The organism is Kribbella sp. NPDC104740, from assembly GCF_055583505.1.
Genome location: NZ_JBVJNV010000009.1, coordinates 174,579 through 197,047, shown reverse-complemented (window position 1 = coordinate 197,047; position 22,469 = coordinate 174,579). Strand labels below are relative to the sequence as shown.

19 protein-coding genes are annotated in these 22,469 nt (G+C 70.5%); 4 read left to right on the top strand and 15 right to left on the bottom strand.

Annotation, left to right across the window (positions count from 1 at the left end; genetic code table 11):
* Nucleotides 1–41 precede the first annotated feature (41 nt).
* The 8 genes from ACZ6Z4_RS34980 to ffh form a co-directional block, all read right to left on the bottom strand.
* On the bottom strand, nt 42–1,187 hold the full coding sequence (locus ACZ6Z4_RS34980; RefSeq protein ID WP_465575025.1) for an alpha-lytic protease prodomain-containing protein: 1,146 nt from the start codon (nt 1,185–1,187) through the stop codon (nt 42–44).
* A 117-nt stretch (nt 1,188–1,304) separates the two neighbouring features.
* Nucleotides 1,305–1,943, bottom strand: coding sequence for a LuxR C-terminal-related transcriptional regulator (locus ACZ6Z4_RS34975; protein ID WP_465575020.1), 639 nt, complete (start codon nt 1,941–1,943; stop codon nt 1,305–1,307).
* Entirely contained in the window at nt 1,931–3,166 is a 1,236-nt protein-coding gene (locus ACZ6Z4_RS34970) for a sensor histidine kinase (protein ID WP_465575017.1), read from the bottom strand. The genes ACZ6Z4_RS34975 and ACZ6Z4_RS34970 overlap by 13 nt, the downstream gene beginning before the upstream one ends.
* Nucleotides 3,167–3,313: 147 nt before the next feature.
* Entirely contained in the window at nt 3,314–4,663 is a 1,350-nt protein-coding gene (locus tag ACZ6Z4_RS34965) for an N-acetylmuramoyl-L-alanine amidase (protein WP_465575012.1), read from the bottom strand.
* 274 nt (nt 4,664–4,937) lie between these two features.
* The gene (locus ACZ6Z4_RS34960) at nt 4,938–6,023 is read right to left on the bottom strand and encodes an amidohydrolase family protein (protein ID WP_465575009.1); all 1,086 of its coding nucleotides are present in this window, start codon (nt 6,021–6,023) and stop codon (nt 4,938–4,940) included.
* A gap of 323 nt (nt 6,024–6,346) precedes the next feature.
* A complete protein-coding gene (locus tag ACZ6Z4_RS34955) occupies nt 6,347–7,381 on the bottom strand; it encodes a lytic transglycosylase domain-containing protein (RefSeq protein WP_465575004.1) in 1,035 nt (344 codons plus the stop codon).
* 642 nt (nt 7,382–8,023) lie between these two features.
* A complete protein-coding gene (locus ACZ6Z4_RS34950; RefSeq protein WP_465575001.1) occupies nt 8,024–9,394 on the bottom strand; it encodes a lytic transglycosylase domain-containing protein in 1,371 nt (456 codons plus the stop codon).
* Between the two features lie 242 nt (nt 9,395–9,636).
* Nucleotides 9,637–11,208, bottom strand: coding sequence for a signal recognition particle protein (ffh, locus tag ACZ6Z4_RS34945; RefSeq protein ID WP_465574994.1), 1,572 nt, complete (start codon nt 11,206–11,208; stop codon nt 9,637–9,639).
* Nucleotides 11,209–11,354: 146 nt separating this feature from the next.
* On the opposite strand from ffh, the gene ACZ6Z4_RS34940 reads away from it, so the two are divergent.
* The 3 genes from ACZ6Z4_RS34940 (at nt 11,355) to ACZ6Z4_RS34930 (ending at nt 13,934) form a co-directional block, all read left to right on the top strand.
* Nucleotides 11,355–11,789: a hypothetical protein gene (locus tag ACZ6Z4_RS34940; protein WP_465574991.1), complete on the top strand. Its 435-nt coding sequence runs from the start codon at nt 11,355–11,357 to the stop codon at nt 11,787–11,789.
* Between the two features lie 15 nt (nt 11,790–11,804).
* On the top strand, nt 11,805–12,995 hold the full coding sequence (locus ACZ6Z4_RS34935) for a hypothetical protein (protein WP_465574987.1): 1,191 nt from the start codon (nt 11,805–11,807) through the stop codon (nt 12,993–12,995).
* Nucleotides 12,996–13,295: 300 nt separating this feature from the next.
* A complete protein-coding gene (locus ACZ6Z4_RS34930) occupies nt 13,296–13,934 on the top strand; it encodes an arginase family protein (RefSeq protein ID WP_465574984.1) in 639 nt (212 codons plus the stop codon).
* A gap of 227 nt (nt 13,935–14,161) precedes the next feature.
* On the opposite strand, the gene ACZ6Z4_RS34925 is transcribed toward ACZ6Z4_RS34930, so the two are convergent.
* The 5 genes from ACZ6Z4_RS34925 to ACZ6Z4_RS34905 all read right to left on the bottom strand — a co-directional run bounded on the left by ACZ6Z4_RS34925 (nt 14,162) and on the right by ACZ6Z4_RS34905 (nt 19,922).
* Nucleotides 14,162–14,668, bottom strand: coding sequence for a hypothetical protein (locus tag ACZ6Z4_RS34925; RefSeq protein ID WP_465574982.1), 507 nt, complete (start codon nt 14,666–14,668; stop codon nt 14,162–14,164).
* 88 nt (nt 14,669–14,756) lie between these two features.
* Nucleotides 14,757–15,953 carry a DUF2332 domain-containing protein gene (locus ACZ6Z4_RS34920; protein ID WP_465574978.1) on the bottom strand — a complete coding sequence of 399 codons (1,197 nt, stop codon included), beginning with the start codon at nt 15,951–15,953 and terminating at the stop codon, nt 14,757–14,759.
* A gap of 10 nt (nt 15,954–15,963) precedes the next feature.
* The gene (locus tag ACZ6Z4_RS34915) at nt 15,964–18,225 is read right to left on the bottom strand and encodes a [protein-PII] uridylyltransferase (protein WP_465574975.1); all 2,262 of its coding nucleotides are present in this window, start codon (nt 18,223–18,225) and stop codon (nt 15,964–15,966) included.
* Nucleotides 18,226–18,564, bottom strand: coding sequence for a P-II family nitrogen regulator (locus ACZ6Z4_RS34910; RefSeq protein ID WP_363676331.1), 339 nt, complete (start codon nt 18,562–18,564; stop codon nt 18,226–18,228).
* On the bottom strand, nt 18,561–19,922 hold the full coding sequence (locus ACZ6Z4_RS34905; protein ID WP_465574970.1) for an ammonium transporter: 1,362 nt from the start codon (nt 19,920–19,922) through the stop codon (nt 18,561–18,563). Before ACZ6Z4_RS34905 ends, ACZ6Z4_RS34910 begins: the two co-directional genes overlap by 4 nt.
* 250 nt (nt 19,923–20,172) lie before the next feature.
* Between ACZ6Z4_RS34905 and ACZ6Z4_RS34900 the strand changes: the two genes are divergently transcribed.
* Entirely contained in the window at nt 20,173–20,769 is a 597-nt protein-coding gene (locus tag ACZ6Z4_RS34900) for a TetR/AcrR family transcriptional regulator (protein ID WP_465574967.1), read from the top strand.
* Here ACZ6Z4_RS34900 and ACZ6Z4_RS34895 read toward each other — a convergent pair whose 3' ends face one another.
* Both ACZ6Z4_RS34895 and ACZ6Z4_RS34890 read right to left on the bottom strand, forming a co-directional pair.
* The gene (locus ACZ6Z4_RS34895; RefSeq protein ID WP_465574962.1) at nt 20,770–22,011 is read right to left on the bottom strand and encodes a hypothetical protein; all 1,242 of its coding nucleotides are present in this window, start codon (nt 22,009–22,011) and stop codon (nt 20,770–20,772) included.
* On the bottom strand, nt 22,008–22,460 hold the full coding sequence (locus tag ACZ6Z4_RS34890) for a sigma factor-like helix-turn-helix DNA-binding protein (RefSeq protein ID WP_465574959.1): 453 nt from the start codon (nt 22,458–22,460) through the stop codon (nt 22,008–22,010). Before ACZ6Z4_RS34890 ends, ACZ6Z4_RS34895 begins: the two co-directional genes overlap by 4 nt.
* Nucleotides 22,461–22,469 lie beyond the last annotated feature (9 nt).

Here is a 22,469-nt window from a genome sequence, read left to right as displayed (position 1 = left end):
GGCCCGGATCCCCTGCTCAGGCAGGGGATCCGGGCTCTTGGTCAGGCGGTGTGGAGAGTCAGGCCGTACGCGCCGAGGATCTCGTTGACCGGCTGGAACCAGGTCTCGCCGCCGCTGGAGCAGTTGCCCCAGCCGCCGGACGTGACGCCCTGGGCCTGGTCACCGGTGATGAACGAGCCACCGGAGTCCCCGCCCTCGGCGCAGACGCTGGTCTTGGTCGCGCCGTAGAACAGCTGGCCGTTGCCGTAGTTCACGGTCTCGTTCTTGGCCAGGATCGTGCCGCAGTGCCAGTGCGTGGTCGAGCCGCTGCGGCAGACCGACGTACCGACAGGTGCTTCCCAGGAGCCGCGGACCAGCTGGTCGCTGACCTGACCCCAGCCGAGGACCACCGGTACGGTCCACCAGCCGCTGTCGACCTGGACCCAGGCGTAGTCGTTGCCGGGGAAGGACGAGCCGCGGAAGACGCCCTGGTTGGAGCCGTCCCAGCCGCGGGTCCTGGCGCCCGCGCCGGAGCAGTGGCCGGCGGTGACGAAGCCGCCGTACACGGAGAAGCCGATCGAGCAGCGGACGTTGCCGGTGTAGTACGGGTCGCCGCCGACTGTTCCGGCGGCGAAGGTCGTCGGGGCTTGGGCGGCGACCTCCTTGACGGTGATCGGCGTGGTTCGGGCGAGCCTGTTGACAAAGGCATCCGTGGCGGCGGATCGCTTGCCTGCTTGGAGGTTGACGACGATCGTGCCGGATTTCGCGTCGGTCGACCAGCCGCTGACGGCCGCGGGGACTTGGCCGGCGACCTTGTCGACCGCTGCTTTCCGCCGGTCCAGCTCGGTGGCGGACAGCTTCACCTGCGCGGCTTCGGTGCCGGTACGGCGTACGGCGTCTGCCGCGGCCGGGGTGGTGACGCCGACGACGAGCTTCTCGCGGGCCGCGTCGTACCAGGTGCCGCCGAACGCTGCGCCGGCTGCCTTCTGGGCAGCGGGGACGAGCTTGGTGGCGGCGGACTCGGCGCGGAGGCGCTTCCGCATCTGCTGCTCGGTCAGGCCGAGGTCCTTCTGCATCGCTGTCTGCTGGCGCGGGACGGCCAGCTGCTCGGCCGCTGACGCCTGGACGGCCGACGTCTGGGCGGCCGACGCCTGGACCGGGACGGCCAGGACGGTGGCGACCAGGGCTGTGGTCACGAAGATCTTCACGGGACTCTCCTCACCTCGGGGCGGTTGGGGTGCGGTGAGAGCGCTCTCGCGACTCAGCGTGCTGGATCGCGCACGAGCCGTCAAGGGGTGGAAGACCTACGTTGTCAGGGCAAACGCTTACAGCCCGAGATGGGCCAGGACGGCGAGCACCCGCCGGTGGCCGGAGTCGGTCGGCGGCAGGTCGAGCTTGAGGAACACGTTGCCGACGTGCTTGTGCACGGCCCCTTCGCTGATCACCAGCTTCTCGGCGATCGCGACGTTGCCGAGCCCCTCGGCCATCAGCGCGAGCACCTCGCGCTCGCGCGGCGTGAGCCGGTCGAGCGGGTCGTTGCGCTTGACCATCAGCTGGCTGACGACCTCGGGGTCGAGCACGGTGCCGCCCGCGGCGACCCGGCGTACGGCTTCGAGGAACTCGTCGACGCGGGAGACGCGGTCCTTGAGCAGGTAGCCGATGCCTTCGCTGCCGGAGGCGAGGAGCTCGGCGGCGTACACCTCCTCGACGTACTGCGAGAAGACCAGCACGGGCAGGCCGGGCCGCTTGCCGCGGGCCTCGATCGCCGCGCGCAGGCCCTCGTCGGTGAACGTCGGCGGGAGCCGGACGTCGACGACGGCGATGTCCGGCGGGTCGTTGTCGACCAGCGTCGCGAACTCGGTCGCGTCGCCGGCCACGCCGATCACCTCGAAGCCGGAGTTGCCGAGCAGCAGGCCGAGGCCCTCGGCGAGGATCGGGTTGTCCTCGAGGATCACGACCCGCACGGCAGGATCACCTCGACCGTCGTCGGCCCGCCGATCGGGCTGGTCAGCTCCAGATGTCCGTCGATCGCTTCCACACGGTGCATCATCCCGCGCAGCCCGCTCCCCCGGCCGAGCAGGTCCGGCTGGTCGCCGACCCGGGCGCCGCCGATGCCGTTGTCGGTGATCGCGACGTACAGGTCCGTACCGCGCCGCTCGAGCTGCACCTCGGCCTGGCCGGCGGCGGAGTGCTTGGTGATGTTGGTCAGCGACTCGGCGACCACGAAGTACGCCGCGGCCTCGACAGCGGCCGGTACGTCGCCGAGCGCGCCCATCCGCAGATCGACCGGGATCGGGCAGCGCGCGGTCAGTGCCGCGACCGCGCCGGTGAGCCCGCGGTCCTGGAGGATCGGCGGGTACATGGTCCGCAGTACGCCGCGCAGCTCGGTCATCGCCTGCTCGGCTCCGTCCCTGGCGTCGTCGAGCAGCTTGGCGGCCTTCTCGGGGTCGTCAGCCATCAGCTGCTTGGCCACACCGATCCGCATGGCCAGCGAGACGAGCTGGGCCTGGGTGCCGTCGTGCAGGTCGCGCTCGATGCGGCGGAGCTCGGCGCCGTGGGAGTCGACTGCTCCGGCGCGGGTCCTGGTGAGCTCCTCTACTCGCTGGGTCAGCGCTGCCGTCTCCAGCTCAGCACTGCTCGGGGCCAGCATTCGTCGTAGGCCCCGGGCGTAGCTCCTGGCTGCCAGCGGAGCACCCCAGCCCAGCACCCACAGGCTGGCCGCTACCTGTGCCGGGCCGAGCAGGAGCGCGTCCAGCCAGCTGTTGACCGGCAGACCCATCAGGCTGAACTCACCGGGCTGCAGCTTCCACAGGAACATGCTGAGCAGCCCGCTGGGCGCTCCGAAGAGCGCGATGGTCGCCACGAACAGACCGGGGATCGCGAGCACAGCCATCGGCAGCACCCGGAGACTGCGCCGGAACGAGCGGTCCTTCACCAGCGTGGCCACGTCGCCCGGCTGGCGGGGTACGGCCCGTGGCAGCGGCTGCTCCTGCGGCAGCCCGAGGTACCGGGTCGCCTTGTCCCGCTCGGCGTTGGCGAACTCGACCAGGCCAGCAGTGATGCCCGGAATCGCCCAGCTCAGCAGCAGGCCGATCGGAGTCGCCGCCAGAGCGACCATGCCGTACAGGTACCGGGCGTACAGGTACCGACAGGCGGGCCAGCCGCGGGTCAGGATCTTCGTGAGCATCGTGCCTCCATCGTCGTCAGCACCGATCCTCCGCCGCCGACCACCCTCGCGTCGGTACAGCAGGCTCTACTCTTCCACCGGGCCCTGACTAGATGATGGCAAAGCCCCCTGCCGTGTTTCCACGACAGGGGGCTCGCTCGGGCGTTTCTAGCAGACCGGTACGCCGGGCAGCTGCGCTGCCGGGTGGTCGATGTAGATGTTCGACATGTAGCCGCCCTGGTCGCGCAGCTTCGACCACCAGTTGTTGCTGGTGCCCTCCGCGTTGACCACGTCACCCTGCTTCTGGCAGGTCACGTAGACCTGTGTCGGGCCGGGCAGCGTGGTGACGATCGAGGCAGTCAGCTTCGCGTCCGAGCGGACCCGGACGCCGCTGCCGTAGGTGGTGAAGTTGTACGTCGGCGGGTTCGGGTTGCCGCCGTTCACCAGCTGCATGTAGTAGGTCCAGTTCCAGTTCGGACCGGGGTCGGTGTGGTCGTTGCCGGGGATCTCGTTGTGGCCCTTGATGTACGAGCGGGTCTTCGGGATGCCGCGCCGCTCGGCGATGTTCTTGGTCAGCGCCGCCGAGGCCCGGTACATCGCGTCGGTGAACCAGGACGGCTGGTCGACGAAGCCCTCGTGCTCGATGCCGATCGTGTACGGGTTGGCGCTCCGGACGTGGTACGCGGTGTCCTTCTCGGCGACCATCTGGGTGATCTGGCCATCGCTGGAACGGACCACGTAATGCGCGCTGACCTGCGAGGACGCGTTCTTGAACCAGCTGATCGTGCCGGCGTACGAGCCCTGGGTCACGTGGATCACGATGGTGCTGATCGCGGCGGTCCGGCCGACCCGGTAGTTGGCGCTGTTCGCCGGGTTCCAGATCGCACCCGGGTAGTCGGCGGCCTGGATCGAGGCCGGCGTCCGGGTACCGAGCGGCGCGACGTTCGCGTACTTGCCGCGCTGCGGCGTCACCTTGACCGGCTGCGTGGAGACACCTTCCGCGCCGACACCGAGGCCGATGATCCGGTAGACCTCGTCGGTGTAGAGGCGCGCGGTCGGGCCGTCGGCGGAGTGCGAGTACTTCGCGACGATCTCGTACCACTTGCCGATGTCGCGCCGAGCCTGGCCCTGCAGCCCAGCCTGGTCGGCGTACGAGTCGAGAACGGCGGCCGCGCCGCGCACGTTCGCGTCCTTGGCGAGCTGCTCGACCGGCAGCCCGGTCAGCTTCGCAGCCTCGAACATGGTCGGGTTGCTCGGGTTGCTGGCCAGGTGCATGACGCCGTACCCGTTGGCCTGACTGGGCTGACCGTCGTGGCCGTCGAGGTGGGACTCGGCGTAGCCGATGCCGACGAGGAGCTCACGGGGTACGTCGTACTGGGCGGCGGCGGTCTTGAACGCTTCGGACAGCGTCGAGGTGGAGCCAGTCTCGACCGGGGGCGCGGCGTTGCTGGGAAGAGCACTGAACGCGAGCGCGCCGGCAGCGAGCACGGCGGTCAGCCTGGGGATGCTGGGGTGCATGGGCGGGAATCCTTCCGAGGGGCGGCGGAGGTTTCCCTCACGGTAGGGCAAAAACTTCCGGCCAGACCAGAGGTTGAGTGAACTTTTTCCCGTCACGGGGTGAACTGACGCGCTCACGCAGTAGCACTGCTGTGGACAACTCCAAGCCATCCACGCCTCCACTTGTAAACTCAACAAGGAAAGAACAGGCGGCGGCGGCTTTGGCCACGCCATCGACTCCGGGCTTCCTGACCGGCAGCGCGCTAGCAGCTGAAGGCCACCTGCCCACGCACCGCTACCGACTCAGCACCACCTGACCGCGCAGGACGATCAGCCGCGGAGCGTCGAGCACCCGGGGATCCGCGCGCGGGTCTTCGTCGTACACGACCAGGTCGGCGGGCGCGCCCGGCGTCAGCTCCGCCGGTACGCCGAGCCACTCGCGCGCCGCCCACGAGCCGGCCGCGAGCGCCTGCTCGCCGGTCATCCCGATCTCGGTCAGCGCCCGGATCTCGTCCGCGACCAGGCCGTGCCCGAGCACCCCGCCGGCGTCGGTGCCCGCGTAGACCGGGACGCCGGCCTCGACCGCGTTCCGCAGGGTCTCGTGGCGGCGGGCGTACAGGTCGCGCATGTGGGCGGCGTACTGGGGGAACTTCGCCTCCGCCTGGTCGGCGTACAGGGGGAAGTTGTCGAGCTGGATGATCGTCGGGACGACGGCGACGCCGCGGGCGGCCATGTCGTCGAGCAGTTCGGGGCGCAGGCCGGTCGCGTGCTCCAGGCAGTCGATGCCTGCGGCAAGCAGATCGGGGAGCGCGTGCTCACCGAAGACGTGGGCGGTGACGCGGGCGCCGAGCTCGTGGGCGCGGGCGATCGCGGCGTCGAGGACGTCGGCCGGCCAGCACGGCGTCAGGTCGCCGGCGTCGCGGTCGATCCAGTCGCCGACCAGCTTCACCCAGCCGTCGCCACGGGCCGCCTCCTGCTCGACGTACGCGACGAGCTCTTCGGGCTCGATCTCCCAGCCGTAGTTGCGGATGTAGCGCTTGGAGCGCGCGATGTGACGGCCGGCGCGGATGATCTTCGGGAGGTCTTCGCGGTCGTCGATCCAGCGGGTGTCGGCGGCGGAGCCGGCGTCGCGGACGAGCAGGGCGCCGGCGTCGCGGTCGGCGATCGCCTGCTCGACCTGGGTCTCTTCGTCGACCGCGCCGCGCTGGTCGAGGCCGATGTGGCAGTGCGCGTCGACGAGGCCGGGGACGATCCAGCCGCCGGTGCTGAGCGTCGTCACGTCACCGGTACCGGGTTTGTCGACGATCGTTCCGTTGCTGAGGTAGAGGTCCCGGCGTTCCCCGTCCGGAAGGACTGTGCCGACCAGCTTGATCACCGTCATACCGCCGACCGTAACCGGCGGGGCCGGGTCGTGCACCCAGGGGGTTGATCCCTCGGTGCGGCAGCTCTGCTCGAAGCAGCCCGAGTCCGCGCGACACGTCCCGGGCCGCGCGGACTCGAGGTGAAGGGTCAGCCGCGCACGCCGCGGTTACTCGCGCGAACTCCTTCCAACCATCAAGTCCGCGCGACTCGTCGCGGGCCGCGCTGACTCGAGGCGAAGGGGTCAGCCGCGCACACCGCGACAAGCCGCGCGAACTCCCCGTCAAACAACAAGTCCGCGCGGCTCCTCAGGAGCCGCGCGGACTTGTCCACAGCAGGTGGGATCTACCCGTGCGAGCCGCTGCCCTGCGTGCAGGGCGTCGGGTTCCCCTCGGTCGCGCACGGCGAACCGCTCGGGGTCTCCGACGGCGACGGGGTGTCGGACGGCGTGGGAGTCGGGGTCGGCGTGGGAGTCGGCGTCGGGGTCGGCGTCGGCGTGTCCTCGGTGGGCGTCGGCGTCGGCTTGACCGTCGGCGGCTTCGTCGGCCGGGTCGGGCGGTCGGTCGTCGGCGGGGTCGGGTCAACCGGCGACGGGATCGACGTCTGCATCGGCTCGGTCGGCTTCACGGTCGCCTTGGTGTCGTCCGGTACGTCGGGGACGTCGCGCGGGTCGACCTTGCGCTCGGCGTTGCCCAGCGGCTTCGCGGCCGACAGGTTGCCCTTCGCGTTCGGGATCAGCACGGCGCTCTTGCTGTACACCCGCATCCAGCGCAGCACGGTCGCCACGAAGTCCTTGGAGTGCTGGTACCGCAGCAGGGCCGCGACCAGGTCGCGCGGGCGCTTCAGGTCGTCGCCCTCGGAGCACAAGTAGACGGCGACCGTGGTCACCGCGTCGTACACGTTGTTCGGGTTGCGGAAGCTGTCGCCGTTGCCGTCGGCGCCGAACTCGCTCCAGACGCCCGGGACGATCTGCATCGGGCCGACCGCGCGATCCCAGACCCGGTCGGCGTCGTACCGGCCGCGGTCGGTGTCGGGGATCTTGCCCAGGCCGGCCCGGCCGTTGAGCACCGGGCCGAGCAGCTTGCCGCGGGTGGTGCCGGCGACGTCGACGCGGCCGCCGCTGGCGTGGTTGGACTCGACCTTGCCGATCCCGGCCAGCAGGGGCCAGGTGAGGCCGCAGTTCGGCCGGACCACGGCGAGATTCGCGGTGGCGCGGCGGTAGGCGGGGAAGACCCCGCGGGGGATGCCGTTCACGGCGTTCGGCCGGCCGGGACGGACGACCGAGCGGCCGTCGGTGGCCCCTTGGACGGGGACGTCGGCACGGGCGGGCTTGTCCGATCCGATCCGGCCGTCCACTCCGGGACGCTGCGGAACGATCATCGTCAGTTCGTCGAATTCACCGCTGTTCAGTCCGGCTCCAGGCGATGGGGCGACCGGGCTGTCCGCCGCGAGCTGGCCGGAGGCACCGGCTCCGCCCGAGGCGACTGTCACGATGGCCCCCACCAGGAGGGGGGCCGTGCACAGTGAAGCGATGATTACTTTGACCCGACGGTTTCCACTACGGGTTAGGCGCATAGACCCCTCAACGATCGATGCGCCAGAAAGTTATCGAGATCTGACGGAAAGTTAACGTAGCCGTCGGCCCGTCAGCCGGCGGGCGCTCGGCGGACGGGTGCACGGTGCTCGATCGTCGTCCGAGTACCGTACAGGTCCGTCCGCGTACGGCGTTAACCGGGTACGCCGGTTGCCCACAGCCCGAGACGCTGAGGCCGCTTTGCGAGCCCTCGGCACGGAACTACCGCGCCGATGACCGGCATCTACGCCTCCGCGGATCTCCGCGCCGGATAGCCGGCCTCACGCCTCCACATCTCCGCGCGGGTGGCCGACCTGCACGTCTCCGCGCGGAGTGCCGGCCTGCAGGCCTTCACTCCCCCGGGCCTCTACTCCGAGCGGCACCGCATTCCCTCACCTGCCGCCCGCGCAGCGTGTGCGGTGCGCGCCCAGCGGCAGGCCCGGCCGAACTCAGTTGGCGGGCTTCGGGGCCTCGTCCGGCGTCGCGTTGTTGTCCGGCGCCTCGGTCGCCGCGCAGTTCGGGTCCGGGGTGGGGGTGACCGTCGGCGTCGGCGTCGCGGTCGGCGTCTCCTCCGACGTACAGGTCGGCTCGCCCGTGGGCGGCGGCGTGGTCGTCGTCGGGGTGTCCGTCGGCGTGGGAGTCGGCGTCGGGGTCGGCGTCGGCGTCTCGGTGTCCTGGGTGTTGGTCGGCGTCGGCGTGGTCGGGGTCAGCGTCGGCGGCGTCGGCTTGGTCGGCGGCTTCGGCGTGTTCGTCCACGGCGGCAGCGAGGTCGGCGACTTGGTCGGCAGCGGCGACGACGGCGAGTTGGTCGGGGTCAGCGTCGGTGACTTGGTCGGCTGCGTCGGCCGGGTGGTCGGCTGCGTCGTGGTCGTCGTCGCGCTCGGCTTCGGCGTACTGTCGTCGTCGCCCGGGACCTGTCGTGGGTCGTCGTCCTGCTGCACGTTGCCGTCGTCACCTGACGGCGGGGTGATCACGTTGTCGTCGTCCGGCGTGGTGATCGTCGAGTTGCTGTACGACTTCATCCAGCGCAGCACCGTGGACACGTAGTCCATCGAGTGGTTGTAGCGCAGCACGGCCTCGACGAGCCCCTGCGGGCTGCTCAGGTCGGCGTTGGCCGAGCACAGGTAGTCGGCCGCGGCCCGCGAGGCGTCGAACACGTTGTGCGGGTTCTTCACGCCGTCGCCGTTGCCGTCGGCCCCGAAACCCTTCCAGGTGCCCGGGATGAACTGCATCGGCCCGACCGCCCGGTCCCACTGCGCGTTGCCGTCGTACTGACCGCCGTCGGTGTCCGCGATCGCGGCCATCCCCGGCCCGCCGTCGAGCACCGGCCCGAGGATCTGTCCACGCGTGTTGCCCGCGGCGTCGACGCGGCCGCCGGAGGCGTGCGCCGACTCGACCTTGCCGATGCCGGCCAGCAGCGGCCAGGTGATGTGGCAGCCCGGCTTCAGCGCCGCGAGGTCGTTCGCCGCCTTCTGGTACGCCGCCAGCACCGTCCCCGGAATCCCCGAGACGGCTCCGCTCGGGCCGATCACCGGCTGCTGGTTGTTGTTCGTCGTCCCGGTCACCGGGACCTCGATCGTCGACTTCTTCTCCGACGGGATGCTGCCGTCGACACCGGGCTGGTTCGGCACGTCGTCGACCAGGGCGTCGAAGATCGAGTCCTGGCGCGGCTGGCTGAGCGCGTGCGCGTCGACCACGAAGGTGTTCGACGGGCCGCCGGCGACGAACACGGCGACCATCGCGGCCGGCGGGGCAAGACAGATCCACGTCGCGGTCAACTTGCCCCGCCACGTGTCGAGATCCTTGAACTGCCGCCTCATCCGAACCCGTTTCCTCGACGTGTTCTGCAGTACCCCCGTGCTCCGGGCGCAGGGACGATCTTAACCGGTGACCCGTCAGGCACAACCGGTCACGGTGAGTCCCCACTGCCCGAACAACCGCTGCCGGCGCTCGTACGACGTACTGGCGCCCGTCGTACCGCCGGCTCCCCCGCGAGGCGAAACCCCGCAGGATCACCGTACGTCACCACCACCGGCGGCCGCACCCTCCGCCGAAGAATTGGCTACTTGTTCTTGTCGTCGCCGTCGAGCAGGTTCTTGAACGCGTCCGGGAGCTCGAAGTTGCTGTTGCCCAGCTGACCACCGAACGCGGCCGGCAGCTCACCCGGAGCGGCCGGCTCGGCCGGCTGGCCCGGACCCTTGGCGCGCTTGGCCGGGTTCCCCGAGCCGCGCTTCGGCTTGCCCTTCTTGGCCTGCTGCTTGCCCTTCTTGCCGCCGCCCATCCCCGGCATGCCCGGCATCCCGGGCATCCCCGGCATGCCCTTGCCGCTGGCCATCGCCGACATCATCTTGCGGGCCTCGAAGAACCGCTCGACCAGGCCGCTGACGGTGGCCACCTCGGTCCCGGAACCCTTCGCGATCCGGGCCCGGCGGGAGCCGTTGATGATGTGCGGGTCGTTGCGCTCGGCCGGGGTCATCGAGTGGATGACCGCCTCGATCCGGTCGATCTCGCGCTCGTCGAAGTTCTCCAGCTGGTCCTTGAACTGGGCCGCGCCCGGCAGCATCCCGAAGATCTTGGTCAGCGGGCCCATCTTGCGCACCGACTGCATCTGGGCGAGGAAGTCGTCCAGGGTGAACTCCTTGCCACCCTTCTTCTGCAGCTTCGCCGCGGTCTTGGCCGCCTGGTCGGCGTCGAAGGTCCGCTCGGCCTGCTCGATCAGGCTCATCACGTCGCCCATGCCGAGGATGCGGGACGCCATCCGGTCGGGGTGGAAGACGTCGAAGTCCTCGAGCTTCTCGCCGTTCGAGGCGAACATCACCTGGCGGCCGGTGACCTGCGCGATCGACAGCGCCGCACCACCGCGGGCGTCGCCGTCCAGCTTGGACAGGACGACGCCGTCGAAGCCGACGCCGTCCAGGAAGGCCTGCGCGGTGGTGACCGCGTCCTGGCCGATCATCGCGTCGACGACGAACAGGATCTCGTCCGGCGTGACCGCGTCGCGGATGTCCGCGGCCTGCTTCATCAGCTCCTCGTCGACACCCAGCCGGCCGGCGGTGTCGACGATCACGACGCTGTACTGCTTGGTCCGGGCCTCGTCCATCGCCTGCTGGGCGACCTGGACCGGGTCACCGACCCCGTTGCCCGGCTCCGGCGCGAACACCGGTACGCCGGCGCGGTCGCCGACCACCTGGAGCTGGGTCACCGCGTTCGGGCGCTGCAGGTCCGCCGCGACCAGCATCGGCGTCTGGTGCTTGACCTCCTTCAGCCACTTGGCGAGCTTGCCCGCCAGCGTGGTCTTACCGGCACCCTGCAGACCGGCCAGCATGATCACCGTCGGCGGCCGCTTCGCCATCCGCAGCTCACGGGTCTCGCCACCGAGGATCTTGACCAGTTCCTCGTTGACGATCTTGATCACCTGCTGCGCCGGGTTCAGCCCACCGCGCACCTCGGCCCCACTGGCCCGCTCCTTGACGGCAGCGATGAACTCCTTCACCACCGGCAACGCGACATCGGCCTCCAGCAACGCGATCCGGATCTCCCGGGCGGTCGCGTCGATGTCGGCGTCGGTCAGCTTGCCCTTGCCCCGCAAGTTCTTGAACGCACCAGAAAGCCGATCGGAAAGCGTGTCGAACACAGCAAAGTCCGTTTCTTCAGTCCAACCCAGACAACTCGACGAGTCTACCGGCCGGTCCGGGGCGCCCGAACCTGTGGATAACTCCCACGCCCGGTCGGCCGGAGCGGCTAGCGTTTTGCTGACACGACCAGACCAAGGGAGCACCGGTGCCACTCGACATCGCACAGTTCAACTCGGCGTACACGGAGGCACGCTTCCAGGTGGAGGAGCACCAGGCCGACATTCCCACGGAGCAGGCCAAGCTCCGGACCTTGATCCCGGACGACGCCGCCGCGGAGGACCGTGACTGGGCCGAGTACCTGGTGACTTCCCTCGCCGAGCCGCCGGAGCCGCCGCGAGAGTGGAGTGAGCTGTACCACCAGGCCGGGGCGGTGGCCGAGGCGGCGTACGCGCAAGGAGGGACAGCAGAGGAGAAGATCGCGGCGATCGAGCAGGCGCGCCGCGAGATCTTCGCGATCGCCGACCGGGCCGCCGACGACGAGAGGCCGCACATCCAGGCGATGACCCGGTCGCTCGAGCACATCGAGAACGCGCTGCGGAACCCGAACTGGCCGGCGGATCCGCCCGCGACGACCGACTGATCGATGAGCCCAGGCGTGACACTCGTCCCGCGCGGCTCCGCGGTCTACCGCGAGTTCGAGCGGCTGTACCGCCTGGCGCAGGTCCTCCGGCCGACGGTCGCGGACCGGTGGAACGGCGAACTGGCGGTCATCGACGACGACACCTGGGGCTCCTTCGATCCGGGCTCCGGCCGTATCAGCCTGTCCCGGGAGCTGGTCCTGCGTCACCTCAAGGGATCGGGGTACACGACCAGCCCCGACGAGCAGGCGCAGGCGCTGACGACGGTTCTGCACGAGGCCACGCACGCCCAGATGCCCACCGACGCTCCCGACGAGCCGAACGCCGTGCGGAGCAAGCACTCGCTCGGGGTGATGGAGGGGTTCGCCGAAGTCCGTGCACTGAGGGACTTTCGCGCTTTCGCCCGACTGACCGGGTACGCCGGGCTGACGCTGCCGACGCCGCACTATCCGGCTGTCTACACCGCGGTCGCGGAGTTGATGAAGGAAGCGGCAGGGCCGCGGAGGACGTTCGCCGACCTGATCGCCGAGGGTACGCGCGGGCCCGGGGTGATGCACATCGATCAGTTCGCGAACGGGGTGCTGCTGAATCGGCTGCACGACTTCGTGCCGGACCGAGCTGAGGATCGGCTCGCGGTGCGGGCGGCGCTGATCGAGGCGATGATGCACCCGCGGTGGCCCGATCTGAAGGGCGCGCGGCACGCGAGCATCGGGGAGGGGGTGGCGAACGACATCCGCTCGGCGGTGGACGCGAAGGTGGACGAGATCCGGCGGCACTACCGGGCGGCGCCGGGGGTGGTGTTTCCCGCGGAGGGGGCGAACGCGGAGGTCGTGCGTGTTGCTGAGGGCAACAAGTTGGCGGCGTTGCCGCCGCCTGTGGCGCGGGATCGGGTGGAGGGGCCGGTGCGGGGCGGGTGGGTGCCGGACGTGAGGGCTCCGGCGGGCGGGCCGGATGGTGGCTCCGCGGGGAGGGCCGCGGCTGCGGGTGAGGTTGCGGCGGAGTCTGCGGTTGGCGGCGCTGTCACGAGGGGTGCTGACGAAGCTCGCGGGGAGGCGGCTTCGGGTGGGGTGGAGATGCGGTTTTTGGATGGGGTTGCGGGGGCTGCCGGGGCTGTGCGGAAGGTGCCTGTGTTGGGGCAGGGGGTTCGTGGGGTGGGGGCGGACGGGCGTGGGCGTGGAAGTGAGGGGCGGTCGGGGGTGGAGCGTTGACAGGGGGTGGGGTGGATGTGAGGGTTAACCGCTACGTGACTGATTAGCGGTTAGGAGTGGCGTGTGGTGAAGCGGCGAGTCGTGGTGGATGGGCCTTCGAACTTGGGGTTGCGGCCGCCGGTGGTGGGGGCGGTGCCGGGGTGTTACAAGTTGGCGGGGGCGGTTCGGGATCTGGGGTTCTTGGGGCGGATCGGGGCGGTCGACGGAGGGTGTGTGACGCCGCCTCGGTATGACCGGGGGGACTGGGCTCCGGGGGACGGGGTGTTCAACGCGGCGGGGATTGCGGCGTACAGCTTGCGGGTGGCTGAGCGGGTGGGGCGGCTCATTGACGACGGGAACTTCGTGGTGCTGCTGGGTGGGGAGTGCAGCAATCTGCTCGGGCCGGCGGTGGCGTTGCGGCGGCGGGGGCGGTTCGGGGTGGTTTATCTGGATGGGCATTCGGACTTCAGGACTGTGGAGAACTCGGGGCAGGTGGGGGCGGCCGGTGGGGAGGCGTTGGCGTTGGTCACCGGGCGGGGGCAGGGGGATTTGACGGATCTGGAGGGATTGTCGCCGTATGTGCGGGACAGCGACGCCGCGTCCGTGGGGATTCGGGAGGACGACTCGGATCGGGAAGAGATGGTGGCGGCGGGGATCGGGGTTTGGCCGGCGGCTTCCATCGGGGACGGGACCGCGGGTGAGGTGTTGGAGCGGATGCGCGGGCTCGACGGGTTCTGGGTGCATCTGGATGTGGACATCCTCGACGCCTCGGTGATGCCGGCGGTGGACAGTCCGGATCCGGGTGGGATCGGGTACGACGAGCTGGTGGCGTTGCTCAAGCCGTTGGTGCGGGCCGAGGGGTGCGTGGGGATCGACATCGGGATCTTCGACCCGGATCTGGATCCGGACGGGAAGTACGCGGTGGAGCTGACGGATGCGCTCGTCGCCGCGCTGACGTGAGGAAGGCCCCACCCGGGCCGCCATGCGCGGGTGGGGCCGACAGTGGCGAGCCGAGAACTCGCTACTGCTCGACCGGGGGCTGCAGCCACCTGACAGCTGCCGCCGGTCGAGGACCGGTCGGCTGACCGACCGAGAACAGGTCAGCCGGACCGGCGTCTGGGATCTTCAGCGCTCGTCGCATCGAAGGAGATCGGCGCCCCGATGGACGTCCAGGGCGATCAGGGCGATCAGCTGAAGGAGACCGGAATGTACACGTCGCCGGAGCGGTCGTTGGCGGCGAAGTGGTCGCGGCGGGAGACGATCGCGCAGGTGATGTCGGGGTCGGCGCAGTCCAGGCCGGGGCTGGTTTCGGCGATCCGGATCTGGGCGGTGAAGGTGCCGTTCGCGGCGATCGGGTACGACGCGCTGCCGCCGAGCGGGTTGTTGGTGACCCAGGCGGACGGGCCGACCGTCGTACCGCCCTGGCCGTCGCCGCCGGCGCACGGGCTGGGCTTGGTGCCGTAGCTGTAGTCGGACGGGACCGCGCAGAGCGCGACGTAGTACCCCTGGCTCGGGCTGTACCCGCTGCCGGTGACGGTGATCGTCTCGCCGGCCGCGGCCAGGCCGGTCGCGTTCGACGCGGTCAGGGTCTTGCCGAGGTTGCTGGCGCTGCCGGGCGCGGCGTGGGCGGGGGTGACCAGACCGGCGGCCAGCGCGGTGGCGGCGGCCACGGTCAGGACGGTACGACGGATCATCGGGGCGCAATCCTCTCGTCTGAAGTTAGGTTAGGTTTACCTAACTAACACGCTCAGACTAAGGCCCACCCGGCCGGGAAAGCCAGCCTCATTCCCAGACCGCGGGCAGCCCGTGCGGTGCCGCGTGACCGAGAACACGCCGTACGCCGGTCGGCCAGACCTGCAGCACGATCAGGAACTCGTACGCCGCCTCCGGTGTGCGTCGCATCGGCTCCAGGCAGAGCCGCGCGAGCGGCGCCGACTCGGTTGCGCGCTCGCCCAGCGCCGCGATCGCCGCGTCGGCGACGATCTGGTCGTCGCGGGTGAGGTACTGCCACATGACCGAGTGCCAGACGACGGTGACGTGACCTTCGGAGAGCTCGAGGTTGCGGAGGAAGGAGAGCGCGTCCTCGCGGTGGACGTCGGCGGGGACCGCGCGGGCGACCTCGAGGGCGCCGCGCAGGCGGGCCAGGCGCTCGGTCATGTCGGGCCAGACGTACGACGTGAGCGTGAGTGCGCCGTCTGCGGTGAGCGGGTTGACGGGGTTGATGTCGCTGCCGACGCGTTCGGCGATGCGGAGATCGGGTGCGGGGACGATGGGGCGGCCGGACCAGGCGTCGGTGAAGACGACGGGGCTGTCGGGTGCACCGAAGATCGCGGGGGTGTCGGTGGGGCTGACTTGGGAGCTTTCGGGGGCGGGACCTGGGCGGGAGGCGGGGGTCGGGTCGGTGGTGCTGACCTGGGGGGTTTCGGGGGCGGGACCTGGGTGGGAGGCGGGGGCCGGGTCGGTGGTGCTGACTTGGGGGGTTTCGGGGGCGGAGACCTCGTACCGGAAGTGGTCCGGGCGCAGGTTGAGGCCGCCGCTGGCGCCGATCTCGAACAAGCGGATCGGAAGCGGGACAGCCTCGTGGAGCCGGAGGAGGCCGCCGTACAGGGCAGTCGAGCGGCCGACCTCGTTGGTCTGCGGGGGTTGGGTCAGCAGGCTCTGCAGTTCGGCGCCGCGCGACAGGAGGACCTGTTCGAACGCCTCCCAGCCCAGGACCGGGTCCCACTCGCCGCCGGTGCTCGGGTAGAAGACGGCGAGCTCCGGTGCCTCGCCGGCGAGCACCAGCCGGTGCACCGAGCCCAGCAACCGCAGCGCTAGCGCTGACGGTCCCGGGTCCTGCTCGTGCCCGGCGAGGACCCGGGTGCTGACTCCGCCGAGCTCGTAGTCGTCCACGAGCCGGCGGAGCAGGTCGGCGTACAGGGGTGAGCCGAGCTCTTCGCACGCGGTCGCCTGCAACTGGAACGCTTCTACGACATCCACACTGCAGACACTAGGAGGTCAAGCGATCGAGCACTGTCTTGGCGGTCACTCGCGCGTCCTCTTCCTCCAGCGGCGAGCCGTGGGAGTCCGTCAGGTAGAACACGTCGACGCACTCGGCGCCGAGCGTTCCGACGTGCGCGGAGCGGATGTCGGCGCCGGTAGCCGCGATGGCTGCAGTCACGTCGTAGAGCAGACCAGGGCGGTCGTGCGCTCGCACCTGCAGGACAGTCGCCGTCTCCGAGACGCCTGGCAGCAAGTCGACCCGAGCAGCCGGGCCGCGGGAGACCGACGAGTCCCGGGCGGTCAGACGGCGTACCAGGTCGCTGCTGTCGCGCAAAGCCACCGCCAGCCGGTCCCGGAGCCGCACGGGATCAGGAGCAGACCCGGCGACAGTCCACGACGAGATGCCGAGGCCCTCGACGGAGGTGATCACCGCGGACCGCACAGCGAGTCGCTCCACAGCCAGTACGGCGGCAACCGTCGACAGCGTCCCCACCTGGTCAGGCACAGCCACGTTGACCCGCAGCTCTCCAGCAGACACCGACGACACCGCAACACCCAGTCGTCCAACGCCAACCACCTGATGCAGCTCCGGCAACGGCAGCGGCGGTGCCTCGCTCCACAGCGACGCCCCTCCCCCGGACAGCTCCCCACGCACCCGCCGGGCCAGTTCTCCCACCAGCCGCATCCGCCACGGCGACGAGGCAGCAGGGCCAGCAGCGCGCGCGTCGGCGTACGTCAGTGCCTCCAGCAGATCCAACGTCTCGGTGTCCCCGACGATCCCCACCACCAGGTCCACAGTCATCGGGTCGTCCAGGTCCCGCCGCGTCGCCACCTGCGCCAGCATCAAGTGCTGCCGGACCAGCAGCGTGATCGTTGAAACATCGGACGAGTCAAACCCCAGCCGCCGAGCCACCACCGCAGCGATGGCAGCACCGGTCACGCTGTGGTCGCCCTCGACCGCCTTGCCCAGGTCGTGGATCAGCGCGGCGACCAGCAGCAGGTCCGGACGCCGTACGTCGCGCACCATCGTGGACGCCTCGACACAGGTCTCCAGCAGGTGCCGGTCGACCGTGTAGCGGTGGATGGCCGACTGCGGCGGCCGGAAACGCACGCTGTCCCACTCCGGGAGCAGCCGGGAGATGTACCCGGTCTGGTCCATCGTCTCCCACACCTCGAGCAGTCCCGGCCCAGCACCCAGCAGCGCACAGAACAGCCGCCGGGCCTCCCCCGGCCACGGCTCCGACAGCTCGGCAGCGGTAGCGGCAAGCCGTGCCGACACAGCAGGCGACAGCACCAGCTCCCGCTCAGCAGCGACCGCGGCAGCGCGCAGACCGAGCGCAGCGTCCCGCTCCGGCCTCGCATCGGGCATCAGCACGACCTCCCCCTCGTGCTGGCCGACGCCCTCGTCCAGCGCGAGCAGCAACGGCCCACCCGTACGCCGGCGCCGTGAGCGAGGCGGTCTGGCCACCAGGCTCTCGATCCGCCGCCAGGACACGTCGCACACGTGCGCGAGCGTGCGGCCGGTCGAATAGACATGCCGCAGCAGCTCGTCCCGCCCCGAAAGCCCAAGCCCGGCAGCGACTTCGCGACCGACATCAGCAACCAACCGGTCGGTTGCCCGACCGGCAGCAGCGTGCAGTTCGTCCCGCACATCGAGCAGATCCAGCCGGCACCGCTCCACCACCGGGTGCGGTACGTCGACCAACCACGACGCCACCAGCGCCCGCAGCACCACAGCGTCCCGCAGCCCGCCGTACGCCTCCTTGAGGTCCGGCTCGGCCAGGTGCGCCAGCTCCCCCACCGACGACGCCCGGGCGCGACAGGCCTGAGCCAGCGCCGGCAACCGCGCAGCAGCCGTACGCCGCCAGTCGGCCATCAGCACCGCCCGCAGCCGCAGCGTCAGGTGCGAGTCCCCCGCGACGTGCCGCGCGTCCAGCAACCCCAGCGCCACCCGGATGTCGTCAGCAGCCGCCTGCCGCGCCTGATCCAGGGTCCGCACGCTGTGGTCCAGCCTGGTCCGCGAGTCCCACAGCGGGTACCAGATCTGCGCGGCGAGCTCGTCCACCCGTGGGTACCCCTCGACGTGCACGAGCATCACGTCGAGATCGCTGTACGGCGACAGCTCCTCGCGGCCGTAGCCGCCGACAGCGACCAGCGCGACGCCCTCGGCAGGAACGCCGAGAGCGTCGCAGGCCTTCGCGAGGAGCAGGTACAGCAGCGCGTCGGCCTCCTCGGCCCGCGCGCGCCGCTGAGCTGCGCGATCCACCATCTACAGTGCGTCTCCGTCGACCTCGCCGGTGCGGACGCGGACGATCGTCTCGACCGGGGTCACCCAGACCTTGCCGTCGCCGATCTTGCCGGTCTGCGCGGCTTTCACGATCACGTCCAGCACGTCGCCGGCGTCACCGTCCTCGACGACCACCTCGAGCCGGACCTTCGGGACCAGGTCGACCTCGTACTCGGCGCCGCGGTAGACCTCGGTGTGGCCCTTCTGCCGGCCGTAGCCGCTGGCCTCGGTGACCGTCATCCCGGTCACGCCGAAGGTCTCCAGCGCGGTCCGGACGTCCTCCAGCTTGTGCGGCTTGACCACCGCGGTGATCAGCTTCATGCGTTCGCACCTTCCTTCTCAGCGGCGTCCTTGGTCGGAGCGTCATCTTCCACCACCGGCGCCGGTGTCCGGACCATCGTCGCCGGGCCGCGCAGCCCGGAGCCCGCGGCCAGGAAGTCGTACGCCGTCTCGGCGTGCTCGACCTGGTCGACACCGGTGACCTCGTCGTCCTCGGTGATCCGGAAGCCGATCGTCTTGTCGATCAGCTTGGCCAGGCCGAAGGCGACCACGAACGAGTAGACGCCGACGATCAGGTTGGCCAGCGCCTGCCGGCCGAGCTGCCCGGCCCCGCTGCCGTAGAACAGGCCGTCCACCGCGGACGGCGCCGCGGCCGAGCCGAGGAAGCCGATCGCCAGCGAGCCGACCAGACCGCCGACCAGGTGCACGCCGACCACGTCGAGGGAGTCGTCGAAGCCGAGCTTGTACTTGAGCGAGACCGCGAACGCGCAGATGCCACCGGCAACGACACCGAGGATCAGGGCGCCGACCGGGGTGACCGCGCCGCAGGACGGGGTGATCGCGACCAGACCGGCGACCGCGCCGGAGGCCATACCGAGCGTGGTGGCCTTGCCGTGCCGGATCCGCTCCACGACCAGCCAGCCGATCACGGCGGCGGCGGTGGCGACCTGGGTGTTCACGAAGGTGACGGCGGCCGTCGTACCGGCGGTCAGGGCGGAGCCGGCGTTGAAGCCGAACCAGCCGAACCACAGCAGACCCGCACCCAGTACGACGAGCGGCAGGCTGTGCGGCCGCATCGGGTCCTTGCGCCAGCCGACCCGCTTGCCCAGCACGATCGCCAGGGCGAGCGCGGCCGCACCGGCGTTCACGTGCACCGCCGTACCGCCGGCGAAGTCGATCGCCTTGATCCCGGTGCCGATGAAGCCGCCACCACCCTCGCCGTCGAGGAACCAGACCGAGTGCGCGACCGGGAAGTAGACCAGCGAGGTCCACAGCGCCACGAACACGATCCAGCCCCGGAACGAGGCCCGGTCGGCGATCGCGCCGGAGATCAGCGCCGGGGTGATGATCGCGAACATCAGCTGGAAGCCGACGTAGGCCAGGGTCGGGATGGTCCCGCTGACCGCGTCCGGGGCCATCAGGCCCTTCAGCCCGGCCACCGAGAAGTCGCCGATCACCCCGCCGTGGTCACCGCCGAAGGTGAGTGAGTAGCCGACCACCACCCACAGCACCGTGACGACACCGATGGTGATGGCACTCATCATCATCATGTTCAGCACGCTCTTGACGCGCACCATGCCGCCGTAGAAGAAAGCCAGGCCCGGTGTCATCAGGAACACCAGGGCGGCACTGACCAAGACCCAGGCGGTATCGCCGGCGTTGATCTCCATCAACGTCATCCCTTCCATCGATCTGTGGTGGCCCGCGTCCTCATCGAGGAGTTCTCCACAACGCCGGGAAGCCCACGCGGCGCCACACCGACACGGTGTCGGCGCGCGGTTTCAGCCGATCGGTCCGGATGTTTCGGGCGTGTGACAAAGCGGTCGGTCAGGTGACATCCAGGTGACATCGCGTCATGTGTGGCACTCTGGCCTGACCACACGGGCCGCAGCCGCGCCACTGCGACCGTCCGAGCTGGGGACACCAACGATGGGAACGAACAGCGGGGAGAAACCACGCCGGGGCCGGCCACGGGACCCGGACGCCGAACCGAGGATCCGGCGGTACGCCGTGCAGCTGCTGCTGGAGCGCGGCTTCGACGGCATGACCGTGGACGACGTCGCGGAGGCGGCGGGTGTCGGCAAGGCCACGATCTACCGGCGGTGGGCCAGCAAGGAACAGCTGGCCAACGACGCGCTGGCCGACATGTTCGACGTCGAGATCCCGGACGCCGACACCGGTTCGATCGCGGGTGACCTGCGCCAGGTCTACCGCGACGCGCTGGCGTTCGTGAACCGGGCCGAGGGCGTCGCGCTGGTCCGGCTCGCGGTCACCGAGATGAACCGCGACGAGCAGTTCGCGGTCTTCTACCGCAACTTCCTGCAGCGCCGGGTCGACCAGACCGAGGCGGCGCTGAAACGGGCCCGGGCGCGCGGTGAGAGCGTCCGGGACAGCGCCGACGCGGTGCTGATGGTGCAGTGGCTGGCCGGTGTGCTGATCATCCGCGCGATGACCGGGGAGCCGATGCCACGGGTCGAGGAGGCCGATCACCTGGTGCAGATGACGATGCGCTGCATCGTCGAGTAGTCAGCCGGCCAGTCCGGGGCCGACCGCAACGGACCGGACCTTGAGCTCGGCGACCCGCCGTACCTGGCCGGTCTCCAGGCTCCAGGCCAGCACCCAGCCGGTCACCGTGAACAGCACGGTGTCGTCGTCGTACCAGCCCAGTACGGCGCAGCAGCCGCGCTCGCGGACGGCGTCCGGTACCGGCAGCCCGGTCGGCGCGGGCGTGGCCGGTGGCGTCTCCCCCAGCACCAGCAGCCGCGACGGCCTGCTGTCCACCGCGGAGACGGCGGCAACCACTTGCGGGCGCGAGGCAACCGTCTGCACCTGCGGCAGGATGTCCGACACGAACATCCGGGCGGCCAGGTTGCCGTCGGAGAACGTCTGACCCGTCCACCTCTGCACCGGCAGCTGCAGCGGGCTCTCCGCCGTCCAGCCACGCAGATTGGACCGCATCAGCACCACCTGGGAGGTGATTCCGTCCAGCCGGTACGGCGCTGTGGCGGCGTCCGGGTCGACGCTGGCCTGGAAGTCCCGGACCTCTTCGGCAGCACCGGGCGCCACCCGGTAGGTGCGCCGTCCGCTGCTCACGAGCATCAGCTCGCGGTCCCCGAACCAGGAGACGCTGCGGATGTCCTGGTCGGGCAGCGGGATCCGCCGTACCGCCGCAGTGGTCGTCTCGACCACTACGACGGCACCTGGTTGGGGGAAGGCCACCAGACGCCCACTGAGAGCTACAGATCCGGCACTGAGAGGTGCGCCGGTGGCGATCGGAGCCAGGTCGAGGTCCACCTCGGACCACCGGGCTGTGCTCGCCAGCAGCAGCGGCCGGAACCTGTCGCCGTTGCGGGCGAGCACTACCGCCGCCACCTGGTCGATCGGCCGCTCGGTGAGCGGAGACGGGTTGTCGGGGTAGTCGAGCTCGCCGCCCATCGGGGTGATCATCCGGTTCAGGTACGGCTCGCTGCCGCCCTGCGGCGCGATCCAGAAGTCCATGCCCGCGATCTGACCGGCCGGCGGCACGTACCCCGGCGGGTGCGTCGGCCCGGTGTCTGGCGGGTTCAGCCCGAACGACGGCCGTTTGACCGCCACCAGCACGCCACCCACCAGCAGCACCAGTACGACGAGCGCAGCCACGAGCACCTGGCTCCGCCGGCGCTTGCGACGGATCGCCAGGCCCCCGGTCCAGGCGCTGTCGGCCAGGTCCGGTTCCGGCAGCTCACCGATCGCCCGCTCCAGCAGGGGTCTGACGTCCTCACGCCTCATCGCCGCTCCACCGGGTTCCGCCAGTCGCCCAGCCCGAGGCCGGTGCGGAAGCGGCTGAGCGCGGTCTGGCCGTGCCCGTGGACGGCGGTGTGGGACAGGCTGAGCAGGTCGGCGATCTCGAACTCGGTCAGCTCCTCGTAGTACAGCAGCACGAAGACGGTCCGCTGCACCGGAGTCAGCTCAGCCAGCGCTGACAGGGTGGTGTCGTCGCTGGGCGGCGCCGGCCGCGGCGGGTGCAGGCGCGACAGGGCCGGCTGGTAGAGCAGCCGCTGGACGAACACGTCCGGGTCGTCCGGCCGCCCCCACACCATCGCGAGCCGGCTGAAGGCGTGCAGGAGCAGGGCTTCGGCCCGCGCCTGGTCGCCGTAGACGAGGGCGGCGGTTCGCAGCCACCTGCCCTGCCGCGCATCGACGTACGAGGCGAAATCGGGGTCGATCGAGTCGCGCATCCACCCTCC